Source organism: Pseudomonas sp. HS6-2 (assembly GCF_049325675.2).
GTDB classification, from domain to species: Bacteria; Pseudomonadota; Gammaproteobacteria; order Pseudomonadales; family Pseudomonadaceae; genus Aquipseudomonas; species Aquipseudomonas putida_N.
This window is the reverse complement of record NZ_CM143906.1, coordinates 1,874,358-1,884,538: the sequence shown is the minus strand read 5'-3', so window position 1 is coordinate 1,884,538 and position 10,181 is coordinate 1,874,358. Positions and strand designations below refer to the sequence as shown.

Genomic DNA, 10,181 nt, shown 5'->3' with positions numbered 1-10,181 from the left:
TTGAAATGCGTCGCGCCATTCTGCTTAGAACTTAAACTAATAGAAACTCATTAACTTTCGTATTTGACAATCATTATCATTCTGAATAGTTTGTCGCACGTCGTAGGAAGCTTCCCCAAATGGGGTGCTCCCTTCCCCCTCCGAGACAAGGTGATTTCCATGGCGGAACAACTATCCACAAGTAAGTGCGATTCACCATTACTCCAGGCATTCGCCAACAATCGCAGTATTTTGGTCAAGATCGCAGCCCGCATCACCGGCTGCCGCTCGCGCGCCGAGGACGTGGTGCAGGATGCCTTCTTCCGGCTCAGCGCCGCCCCGCAGATCACCTCGTCGTTCAAGGCGCAGCTCAGCTACCTGTTCCAGATCGTGCGCAACCTGGCCATCGACCATTACCGCAAGCAGGCGATGGAGCTGAAGTATTCCGGCAGCGAAGAGGAAGGCCTGAACGTGGTCATCCCGAACGCTTCGCCCGAGGCCACGCACATCAACCTGGCTGCGCTCGAGCACATCGCCGAGGCGCTCAACGAACTGCCGCAACGCACCCGCTATGCCTTCGAGATGTACCGCCTGCACGGTGTGCCGCAGAAGGACATCGCCAAGGAACTGGGCGTGTCGCCGACCCTGGTCAACTTCATGATTCGCGATGCGCTGGTGCACTGCCGCAAGACCGCCAACCGACAAGCCTGATACATCCGCGTCGCCTGCTTCGCGGGCTTACCCCGCGAAGCAGGCGACGCGGACTCAGACCAATTTGCAGCGATCGAAGAACCGCTCCCGCCCCAGGATCATCAGTGCCGCGCGCTTGTGCGGGAAGTCGAATTCCTTGTCGCAATGGAAGCACTGATCGTGCATGTAGCCGATCATCTTGCCGTTGTCGGCACGGGGCTCAGCCACCACCCGCTGGGTGCGCGGGTCATCCAGGAACAAGTAGTGCACCAGTGCCGAAAGCCAGCTGGCGACCTTGTGCGGGCCACGGTGCGTCTCCTCCCCCACCAGCATGTGGATGCCACGGTCGTAATCATCGGCCGGGTAGAACGGCGCAATGCGATCCTCCTTGGCCCAGTACGCTTCGAAGTAGGCAAATGGCTGATCATCAAAACAGCCGATCAGGGTCAGGGTATGCGGGTCGGCCTCCAGCTTGGCCAGGTATTCGCGGTGCTGCTCCAGTGAACCCGCTTCCTGCCAGAACTTCTCCACCCGCGGGTTGTTCTGCCAGCGGTTGAAACGCTCGAGGTCCTGGTCGATTTCCAGGGTGCGCAACGACACCCAGGCACCCAGCCGCGCATCGAAGCGGCGATACACCTCGCCACGCGGCTTGGGAGCCCGGCGCGGATGGCGCTTGCCGTCACTGAACTGCATCTGCTGCGGGTAGACACCGCCACTCGAACTGCCCAGCCACGGCTGCGGCAACTGCCAGAACAATGCGCGCTCGCACAGGTAGACGCTGGCGACTTCGCCGGCCAGCAACAAACCGCTGGCCAAAGCTTGCGGCACACTGGAAGGCAGATGCACGGCAAGGCGCTGGCGAGCAGGATCGCGGGACAGCAGCCAATAGCAGGCAGCCCACAACGCCTGCTGCGCTCGCTCCGAGCAGAGGCTTTGGACATACACTTGCAGCGTTTCGCCTGGCTCCAGACGCAGCTGGATCAATGGCCGCCCGTCAAGGGTCAGGCTCAACCGACTGTCATCCTCCTCGGCATCGAGGCTGCGCCAGCGGGGTAAAGACAGAGGCTGCGAAGCGGCATCGAACGGCATGGTCTTGGCTCACGAAAGAATGAAAGAAAGGCTCACCTCTGATGACGCGCCCATACCCGGGGAATTTAGTCGTTCGGCGCGGCGACGGTGATCCGGTAGGGCTGGAAGATGCGCGTCAATTCGCCCGTGTCGCGCAGGTAGCGCAGCAGCTCGGCGAACTTCTGATCGGTGATCGGGGCACCGGGACGCAGCAAGGCATAGTGGTGGTAGACCTGATCGATGCGCTGCGAGGCGATCAGCTGATTGAGGCTGTCGGGGTTGCGGGCCAGGAAGTCGCTCAGGTACGAGCGCGTTACCAGGGCAATGTCGGCACGGCCAGCCTGAACCATGAGCAGGTTGCTGTCATGGGAATAAGTGAGCGTCGCGTTGTAGGCCTTGCGCAGGTAGTTGGGGTCAGGGTTGAAGTTGGCGAAGGCGTAGTGATAGCCGTTGAACAGCGCCAGGCGCTTGCCACCCAGGCTGTCGAAGTAATGCTGGTCACGGCCATTGAGCTTTCTGGCGACGAACACTTCGGCATCCTCCAGGCCCATGTCCACCGTCTGGTGCGGAATCTGCTGCCAGCCCCATTCGGGGTTCTCGAAGATCGCCATGTCGGTGCGGCCTTGCTGGAAATCACCAAAGCGCCGCTGAATGGAGGTGGGCACCAGGACGAAGTGGTAGTCGGGCTGCAAGCGGTTCAGCGCCTCGACCAGCTGGGGCAGCAAACCGGTGTCGGCACCCTGCTCCGGGCGCACGGTATAAGGCGGGAAATGCGCGGCGCCGATCTTCACGTCGATGGCGTCGGCAGCCCACGCCGGCACCGCCAGCCAGGCTGCAGCAAGCATCATCAGGGTGGAGATTACCTTCAGGCCGGGCGCTGGAGTCAAAGCGGACGCTCATCACGGTTCATACCTGGATGCGCTTAAGCTAGGCGTTTTCCTGGCATGGCACAACTGCTGGTTATGCCAAAGTGAGGGCATTTTGCCAGGGGATGCCGTGTGGCCAGACATTGGCTACGCTGCTTTGGCATGTATGGCGAGGGAGCCTGGTATGGGCCACTGGTTGGTGATCGACCTGGAAGCCACCACCGATGACGGTGGCTGGCCGGTCACGGAGATGGAAATCATTGAAATTGGCGCCAGCCTGGTAACCCGCGAAGGCCGTGAAGTGGACCACTTCCAGCGCTTCGTGCGGCCTCGGCGACGGCCGCAGCTGACGCCGTTCTGCCGCGAGCTGACGCACATAAGCCAGGCCAGCGTCGACAGCGCTGCGGCCTTCCCCGAAGTGTGGGCGCGTTTCGAACGTTGGCTGGGGCACCACCGCGGGCAGTTGCAGGCCTGGGTCAGCTGGGGCGACTACGACCGCCAGCAGCTGTTGCAGGAATGGCGCCAGCATGAGGTCGACAGCCTGCTGCGCGAGCTGCCGCACATCAACCTCAAGCAGCGCTTCGCCAAGGCTCGCCACCTGCAGCGCCCGACCGGGCTCAATGGCGCGCTGCAGCTGGCGGGCATGCACTTCTGCGGGCAGCAGCACCGAGCCCTGGAGGATGCGCGCAACACCGCACGCCTGCTGCCCTTGAGCCTGCCCGCGAACGACACTTGAAAGCAGATGACGGAGCGAATGGGCTTGGGCATACTGGCCAGCCCTTTTTCACCCCCCCTTCTTTCAGGAGTCGCCCATGTTCCAGGTCAACGAGTACTTCAACGGCACCGTCAAGTCGATCGCCTTTACTGGCGCAGAAGGCCCTGCCACCGTGGGCGTGATGGCCCCGGGCGAATACGAGTTCGGCACCGCCAAGCGTGAAATCATGCATGTGGTTTCCGGTGCCCTGACCGTGAAGCTGCCGGGCAGCGACAACTGGGAAACCTTCAACGCTGGCGACAAGTTCAACGTGCCGGCCGACAGCAAGTTCCAGCTGCAGGTGAAAGTGGATACCGCCTACCTGTGCGAGTACCGCGACTAAGCGCCAGCCTGTACCGGCCCCTTCGCGGGGCGGCGATCCGACTTGCCCCGCGAAGAAGCCAACATCACTCCTTCAGGAAACCCGCCACCTTTTCAGCCGCCGCCTGCAAGTGCTGCTCATGGCTGAACCCCGAAGCCTTCAGCGGCTTCAGGTCATGATCCCCCGCCACCAGCCAGCTCACCTCGATCGCCGGTGACAGCGCATACCCCTCCACCACCTCCCGATTGCCCAGCGCATCGCGCTCTCCCTGCACGATCAACGTGCGCGTCTTCAGCTCGGCCAGGTGCTCGACCCGGGGCTTCTCCGGCTTGCCCACCGCATAGAACGGATACCCCAGGCACACCAGCGCATCAACCCCCAATTCATCGGCCAGCAGGCTGGCCATGCGCCCCCCCATCGACTTGCCGCCAATGGCCAGCCTGCCCGTGACCAAAGGTCGCACCTGCCTATACACCTCGCGCCAGCATTCCAGCAGCACCTTCTGCGGATTGGGCGGCCGTTTGCCGCCGCCGTTGCGCCGCTCGGCCATATAGGGAAACTCGAAGCGAACCACCCCAACCCCAAGCGCCGCCAGCCTTTGCGCCATCTCAATCATGAACTCGCTGTCCATCGGCGCACCTGCGCCGTGGGCCAGGATCAGGCACGCGGACGCACGCCCTTCCCCTCTATTTCGCGGAGGATCGCAGCGCAAGCCTGGGACATTTCCGACTTGCGCCCATTGATCCCCGTCAATACCGGCACTTTGCCCATTACTCATGCTTGCCTCGCTGTAAAGCCTGCCAAAATAACCGTGGATGGGAACCCATACATGAACACAACCAGCAGTACCGCCTATAACTACAAGGTGGTCCGCCAATTCGCCATCATGACGGTGGTGTGGGGAATCGTCGGGATGGGGCTCGGCGTCTTCATCGCCGCCCAGCTCGCCTGGCCTTCCCTCAACTTCGACCTCCCCTGGACCAGCTTCGGCCGCCTGCGACCCCTGCATACCAATGCGGTGATCTTTGCCTTCGGCGGCTGCGCCTTGTTCGCCACCTCCTATTATTCGGTGCAACGCACCTGCCAGACCACCCTGTTCGCACCAGGCCTGGCCGCGTTCACCTTCTGGGGCTGGCAACTGGTGATCCTGCTGGCGGCCATCACCCTGCCGCTGGGCTACACCAGTTCCAAGGAATACGCCGAGCTGGAGTGGCCGATCGACATCCTGATCACCATCGTCTGGGTCTGCTACGCCATCGTGTTCTTCGGCACGCTGATGAAACGCACCACCAAGCATATCTACGTGGGCAACTGGTTCTTCGGCGCCTTCATACTCACCGTGGCACTGCTGCACATCGTCAACAACCTGGAGCTGCCGGTCAGCCTGACCAAGTCGTACTCGGTCTATGCCGGCGCCACCGACGCCATGGTGCAGTGGTGGTACGGCCACAACGCGGTGGGCTTCTTCCTCACCGCCGGCTTCCTCGGGATGATGTACTACTACGTGCCCAAGCAGGCCGAACGCCCGGTGTATTCCTATCGCCTGTCGATCGTGCACTTCTGGGCGCTGATCACCCTCTACATCTGGGCCGGCCCGCACCACTTGCACTACACCGCCCTGCCGGACTGGGCGCAGTCGCTGGGCATGGTGATGTCGCTGATCCTGCTGGCACCGAGCTGGGGCGGCATGATCAACGGCATGATGACCCTCTCGGGCGCCTGGCACAAACTGCGCAGCGACCCGATTCTGCGCTTCCTGGTGGTGTCGCTGGCGTTCTACGGCATGTCCACCTTCGAAGGCCCGATGATGGCCATCAAGACGGTCAACGCCCTGTCCCACTACACCGACTGGACCATCGGCCACGTACACGCCGGCGCCCTCGGCTGGGTGGCAATGATCTCGATCGGCGCGCTCTACCACACCATCCCGAAAGTGTTCGGCAAGCAGCAGATGCACAGCCTGGGCCTGATCAACGCGCACTTCTGGCTGGCGACCATCGGCACCGTGCTGTACATCGCCTCGATGTGGGTCAACGGCATCGCCCAGGGCCTGATGTGGCGCGCGGTCAACAGCGACGGCACGCTCACCTACTCGTTCGTGGAAACCCTGGTGGCCAGCCACCCAGGCTTCATCGTGCGCTTCGTCGGCGGCGCGATCTTCCTCAGTGGCATGTTCCTGATGGCCTGGAACACCTGGCGCACCGTGCGTTCGCCGGCGCTCGACGCCGCCCCTGCGAACGCCCAGCTGGCTTGAGGAGACCTGCCTGATGAAACATGAAGTCATCGAGAAAAACGTCGGCCTGCTGGCCCTGCTGATGGTGTTTGCCGTGAGCATCGGCGGCCTGACCCAGATCGTCCCGTTGTTCTTCCAGGACGTCACCAACAAGCCGGTCGAAGGCATGAAGCCCTACACCGCGCTGCAACTGGAAGGCCGCGATATTTACATCCGCGAAGGCTGCGTTGGCTGCCACTCGCAGATGATCCGCCCGTTCCGCGCCGAAACCGAACGCTACGGCCACTACTCGGTCGCCGGCGAAAGTGTCTGGGACCACCCGTTCCTGTGGGGCTCCAAGCGCACCGGGCCGGACCTGGCCCGCGTCGGCGGCCGCTACTCGGACGACTGGCACCGCGCGCACCTGTACAACCCGCGCAACGTGGTACCGGAATCGAAGATGCCGTCGTACCCGTGGCTGGTCGCCGAAAAGGTCGACAACAGCCACACCGACACCAAGATGCGCACCCTGCGCACCCTGGGCGTGCCGTACACCGACGAAGACATTGCCGGCGCCCGTGACGCCGTCAAGGGCAAGACCGAGATGGACGCCCTGGTCGCCTACCTGCAGGTGCTTGGCACCGCGATCAAGAACAAGAGGTAACCACCATGGAAATGGACATCGGCATGATCCGTGGCCTGGGCACCCTGGTAGTGATGATCGCCTTCATCGGCCTCTCACTGTGGGTATTCAACCGTCGCCGCGACCATGATTTCGCCGAAGCGCGCCTGCTGCCCTTCGTCGACGACCGCCTGCCCCCCGCCGGGCAGGAACCTGCTGCCATGACTGCGGCTGTGAGGAGCAAAGCGCAATGACCACCTTCTGGAGTACCTACGTCAGCGTACTGACCATCGGCAGCCTGATCGGCCTGGCCTGGCTGTTGCTGTCGACCCGCAAGGGCCAGAGCAACAGCACCACCGACCAGACCATGGGGCACAGCTTCGATGGCATCGAGGAGTACGACAACCCGCTGCCCAAGTGGTGGTTCTGGCTGTTTGTCGGCACCTTGGTGTTCGGTGCCGGTTACCTGGTGCTGTATCCGGGCCTGGGCAACTGGAAAGGCATCCTGCCGGGCTACGAGAATGGCTGGACCGGTACCAACGAGTGGCAGAAGGAGATGGAAAAGGCCGACGCCAAGTTCGGCCCGATCTTCGCCAAGTACGCCGCCATGCCGGTCGAGGAAGTGGCCAAGGACCCACAGGCGCTGAAAATGGGCAGCCGCCTGTTCGCCTCCAACTGCTCGGTGTGCCACGGCTCGGATGCCAAGGGCGCCTACGGCTTCCCCAACCTGACCGACAAGGACTGGCGTTGGGGCGGCGAGCCGGAGACCATCAAGGCCTCGATCATGAATGGCCGCCACGGCGTGATGCCGGCGTGGGTCGAGGTGATCGGCGACCAGGGCGTGGCGGATGTCGCCGCGTTCGTGCTGACCAACCTCGACGGCCGCAGCCTGCCGCAAGGGGTCAAGGCCGACCCGGTCAAGGGCAAGGAACTCTTCGCCAGCAACTGCGTGGCCTGCCACGGGCCTGAAGGCAAAGGCACTCCGGCAATGGGCGCGCCGAACCTGACCCACCCGCAGGCGTTCATCTATGGTTCGAGCTTCGCCCAGTTGCAGCAGACCATTCGCTACGGCCGCCAGGGGCAGATGCCGGCCCAGGCGGAGATCCAGGGCAATGACAAGGTGCACCTGCTGGCAGCCTATGTGTACAGCCTGTCGCAGAACGGCGCCGCTGAAGCGGTGAGGGCCAAGTGAGTTCGCCGAGAGAGAATCGGCGCCTGTGAGATCGAGCGCCGCGCGGGCGGCGCTCGATCTGCGCCCCACCACAACACACCAGCCTTACCTCCGCACTCCCCCCTCCCTTGCACCCCCTCCGAACAGAACTAAGCTTGTTGCCACAGTGGGCTTCGCTCCGAAAGGTCCGAAGCAGACGCGGCGCACAGCCTGATGCCGCCCCCGGAAAAAGCTTGACCGATCGATCAGAAAAAGATGAAAAACGGTACACATTACAAATATTTATTTGTGTACAATCGCCCCGACCCTCTCGCCGCGGGACACCGGCGAGAGGGCCCGGACACGGGTCGGCGCAAGGATCCTTGCGTTGCCATAACCCAAGTGGTTATCGATACTGGCGCCGATTTTTCGACCAACAAGAACACCAAAACCGTGGAACCTTAGAATGAGCACAGCAATCAGTCCGACTGCTTATAACTATAAGGTCGTCCGCCAGTTCGCCATCATGACGGTGGTCTGGGGGATCCTTGGCATGGGCCTGGGCGTCTTCATCGCCTCGCAACTGGTGTGGCCGCAACTGAACCTGGACCTGCCCTGGACCAGCTTCGGCCGCCTGCGCCCGCTGCACACCAACCTGGTCATCTTCGCCTTCGGTGGCTGTGCGCTGTTCGGCACCAGCTACTACGTGGTGCAGCGGACCTGCCAGACCCGGCTGATCTCCGACAGCATGGCCGCCTTCACCTTCTGGGGTTGGCAGGCGGTGATCGTCGGCGCGCTGATCACCCTGCCGATGGGCTTCACCACCACCAAGGAATACGCCGAGCTCGAGTGGCCGCTGGCGATCCTCCTGGCCATCGTCTGGGTCACCTACGGGCTGGTTTTCTTCGGCACCATCGTCAAGCGCAAGACCAAGCACATCTATGTCGGCAACTGGTTCTACGGCGCCTTCATCGTGGTTACCGCGATGCTGCACATCGTCAACCACATCTCGCTGCCGGTGAGCCTGTTCAAGTCGTACTCGGCCTACGCCGGCGCCACCGACGCGATGATCCAGTGGTGGTACGGCCACAATGCGGTGGGCTTCTTCCTCACCACCGGCTTCCTCGGGATGATGTACTACTTCGTGCCCAAGCAGGCCGAGCGGCCGATCTACTCCTATCGCCTGTCGATCGTGCACTTCTGGGCGCTGATCACCCTGTACATCTGGGCCGGCCCGCACCACCTGCACTACACCGCGCTGCCAGACTGGGCGCAGTCGCTGGGCATGGTGATGTCGATCATCCTCCTGGCGCCGAGCTGGGGCGGCATGATCAACGGCATGATGACCCTCTCGGGCGCCTGGCACAAACTGCGCACCGACCCGATCCTGCGCTTCCTGGTGGTGTCGCTGGCGTTCTACGGCATGTCCACCTTCGAAGGCCCGATGATGGCCATCAAGACTGTGAACTCGCTGTCGCACTACACCGACTGGACCATCGGCCACGTGCACGCCGGTGCCCTTGGCTGGGTGGCGATGATCTCGATCGGCGCGGTCTACCACATGATCCCGAAACTCTACGGCCGCGAGCAGATGCACAGCGTCGGCCTGATCAACGCGCACTTCTGGCTGGCGACCATCGGTACCGTGCTGTACATCGCCTCGATGTGGGTCAACGGCATTACCCAGGGCCTGATGTGGCGCGCCATCAACGATGACGGCACGCTCACCTACTCCTTCGTCGAAGCCCTCCAGGCCAGCCACCCTGGCTACATCGTCCGCGCCCTGGGCGGTGCGTTCTTCGCCACCGGCATGCTGCTGATGGCCTACAACGTGTTCCGTACCGTACGTGCCGCCAACCCGGCACAGGCCGAGGAAGCCGCCAAGATCGTCGTCGTGGGAGCGCACTGATGAAGCATGAAGCCGTCGAGAAGAACATAGGCCTGCTGGCCTTCTTCATGGTCATCGCCGTGAGCGTCGGTGGCCTGACCCAGATCGTCCCGCTGTTTTTCCAGGACGTCACCAACAAGCCGGTCGAAGGCATGAAGCCGCGCACCGCGCTGGAAGTCGAAGGCCGCGACATCTACATCCGCGAAGGCTGCGTTGGCTGCCACTCGCAGATGATCCGCCCGTTCCGCGCCGAAACCGAACGCTACGGCCACTATTCGGTCGCTGGCGAAAGCGTCTGGGACCACCCGTTCCTGTGGGGCTCCAAGCGCACCGGGCCGGACCTGGCCCGCGTCGGTGGCCGCTACTCCGATGACTGGCACCGCGCGCACCTGTACAACCCGCGCAACGTGGTGCCGGAGTCGAAGATGCCGGCCTACCCGTGGCTGGTCGAGAACAAGCTCGACGGCAAGGACACCGCGAAGAAGCTGGAAGTATTGCGCACCCTCGGCACGCCTTACAGCGACGCCGACATTGCCGGCGCCCGCGACGCGGTCAAGGGCAAGACCGAAATGGACGCACTGGTCGCGTACCTGCAGGGTCTTGGCACCATCATCAAAAGCAAACGGTGAC

At 62.8% G+C, this 10,181-nt stretch carries 12 protein-coding genes; 9 read left to right on the top strand and 3 right to left on the bottom strand.

The genetic code is table 11. The features are described 5' to 3' along the window. Nucleotides 1-159 precede the first annotated feature (159 nt). Nucleotides 160-690, top strand: a complete 531-nt coding sequence (locus tag ACOKS3_RS08855) for an RNA polymerase factor sigma-70 (RefSeq protein ID WP_422763262.1) — start codon at nt 160-162, stop codon at nt 688-690. A 54-nt stretch (nt 691-744) separates the two neighbouring features. Here the strand turns inward: ACOKS3_RS08855 and ACOKS3_RS08850 are convergent, their stop codons facing one another. After that, nucleotides 745-1,758, bottom strand: a complete 1,014-nt coding sequence (locus tag ACOKS3_RS08850; protein ID WP_103446580.1) for a GNAT family N-acetyltransferase — start codon at nt 1,756-1,758, stop codon at nt 745-747. Between the two features lie 65 nt (nt 1,759-1,823). Then, the gene (locus ACOKS3_RS08845; protein WP_103446579.1) at nt 1,824-2,624 is read right to left on the bottom strand and encodes a substrate-binding periplasmic protein; all 801 of its coding nucleotides are present in this window, start codon (nt 2,622-2,624) and stop codon (nt 1,824-1,826) included. 163 nt (nt 2,625-2,787) lie between these two features. Here ACOKS3_RS08845 and ACOKS3_RS08840 point away from each other — a divergent pair, with 163 nt between their 5' ends. Together ACOKS3_RS08840 and ppnP are read left to right on the top strand one after the other, a co-directional pair. Continuing rightward, on the top strand, nt 2,788-3,339 hold the full coding sequence (locus ACOKS3_RS08840; RefSeq protein WP_103446578.1) for a 3'-5' exonuclease: 552 nt from the start codon (nt 2,788-2,790) through the stop codon (nt 3,337-3,339). A gap of 76 nt (nt 3,340-3,415) precedes the next feature. After that, a complete protein-coding gene (ppnP, locus tag ACOKS3_RS08835; protein ID WP_103446577.1) occupies nt 3,416-3,700 on the top strand; it encodes a pyrimidine/purine nucleoside phosphorylase in 285 nt (94 codons plus the stop codon). Between the two features lie 64 nt (nt 3,701-3,764). Here the strand turns inward: ppnP and ACOKS3_RS08830 are convergent, their stop codons facing one another. Then, a complete protein-coding gene (locus ACOKS3_RS08830; RefSeq protein ID WP_422763261.1) occupies nt 3,765-4,457 on the bottom strand; it encodes an alpha/beta family hydrolase in 693 nt (230 codons plus the stop codon). 51 nt (nt 4,458-4,508) lie between these two features. Here ACOKS3_RS08830 and ccoN (ACOKS3_RS08825) point away from each other — a divergent pair, with 51 nt between their 5' ends. The 6 genes from ccoN (ACOKS3_RS08825) to ccoO (ACOKS3_RS08800) all read left to right on the top strand — a co-directional run bounded on the left by ccoN (ACOKS3_RS08825) (nt 4,509) and on the right by ccoO (ACOKS3_RS08800) (nt 10,180). Continuing rightward, nucleotides 4,509-5,933 (top strand): cytochrome-c oxidase, cbb3-type subunit I, encoded by a 1,425-nt coding sequence (gene ccoN / locus ACOKS3_RS08825; RefSeq protein WP_060508208.1) that lies wholly within the window; start codon nt 4,509-4,511, stop codon nt 5,931-5,933. Between the two features lie 13 nt (nt 5,934-5,946). Next, nucleotides 5,947-6,555 carry a cytochrome-c oxidase, cbb3-type subunit II gene (ccoO, locus tag ACOKS3_RS08820; RefSeq protein WP_054884101.1) on the top strand — a complete coding sequence of 203 codons (609 nt, stop codon included), beginning with the start codon at nt 5,947-5,949 and terminating at the stop codon, nt 6,553-6,555. A gap of 5 nt (nt 6,556-6,560) precedes the next feature. Then, a complete protein-coding gene (locus tag ACOKS3_RS08815; protein WP_054884102.1) occupies nt 6,561-6,767 on the top strand; it encodes a cbb3-type cytochrome oxidase subunit 3 in 207 nt (68 codons plus the stop codon). Continuing rightward, a complete protein-coding gene (gene ccoP, locus ACOKS3_RS08810) occupies nt 6,764-7,705 on the top strand; it encodes a cytochrome-c oxidase, cbb3-type subunit III (protein ID WP_422763260.1) in 942 nt (313 codons plus the stop codon). Before ACOKS3_RS08815 ends, ccoP begins: the two co-directional genes overlap by 4 nt. A gap of 424 nt (nt 7,706-8,129) precedes the next feature. Then, nucleotides 8,130-9,572 carry a cytochrome-c oxidase, cbb3-type subunit I gene (ccoN, locus tag ACOKS3_RS08805; protein ID WP_085677877.1) on the top strand — a complete coding sequence of 481 codons (1,443 nt, stop codon included), beginning with the start codon at nt 8,130-8,132 and terminating at the stop codon, nt 9,570-9,572. Continuing rightward, nucleotides 9,572-10,180 (top strand): cytochrome-c oxidase, cbb3-type subunit II, encoded by a 609-nt coding sequence (gene ccoO, locus ACOKS3_RS08800; RefSeq protein WP_054884105.1) that lies wholly within the window; start codon nt 9,572-9,574, stop codon nt 10,178-10,180. The genes ccoN (ACOKS3_RS08805) and ccoO (ACOKS3_RS08800) overlap by 1 nt, the downstream gene beginning before the upstream one ends. Nucleotide 10,181: the final 1 nt, after the last annotated feature.

What these genes read in the sequence shown, in the direction of transcription:
- ACOKS3_RS08855 (WP_422763262.1), top strand. Translation starts at nt 160, where the DNA reads ATGGCGGAACAACTATCCACAAGTAAGTGCGATTCACCATTACTCCAG.
- ACOKS3_RS08850 (WP_103446580.1), bottom strand. Translation starts at nt 1,758, where the DNA reads ATGCCGTTCGATGCCGCTTCGCAGCCTCTGTCTTTACCCCGCTGGCGC.
- ACOKS3_RS08840 (WP_103446578.1), top strand. Translation starts at nt 2,788, where the DNA reads ATGGGCCACTGGTTGGTGATCGACCTGGAAGCCACCACCGATGACGGT.
- ppnP (WP_103446577.1), top strand. Translation starts at nt 3,416, where the DNA reads ATGTTCCAGGTCAACGAGTACTTCAACGGCACCGTCAAGTCGATCGCC.
- ACOKS3_RS08830 (WP_422763261.1), bottom strand. Translation starts at nt 4,457, where the DNA reads ATGAGTAATGGGCAAAGTGCCGGTATTGACGGGGATCAATGGGCGCAA.
- ccoN (WP_060508208.1), top strand. Translation starts at nt 4,509, where the DNA reads ATGAACACAACCAGCAGTACCGCCTATAACTACAAGGTGGTCCGCCAA.
- ccoO (WP_054884101.1), top strand. Translation starts at nt 5,947, where the DNA reads ATGAAACATGAAGTCATCGAGAAAAACGTCGGCCTGCTGGCCCTGCTG.
- ACOKS3_RS08815 (WP_054884102.1), top strand. Translation starts at nt 6,561, where the DNA reads ATGGAAATGGACATCGGCATGATCCGTGGCCTGGGCACCCTGGTAGTG.
- ccoP (WP_422763260.1), top strand. Translation starts at nt 6,764, where the DNA reads ATGACCACCTTCTGGAGTACCTACGTCAGCGTACTGACCATCGGCAGC.
- ccoN (WP_085677877.1), top strand. Translation starts at nt 8,130, where the DNA reads ATGAGCACAGCAATCAGTCCGACTGCTTATAACTATAAGGTCGTCCGC.
- ccoO (WP_054884105.1), top strand. Translation starts at nt 9,572, where the DNA reads ATGAAGCATGAAGCCGTCGAGAAGAACATAGGCCTGCTGGCCTTCTTC.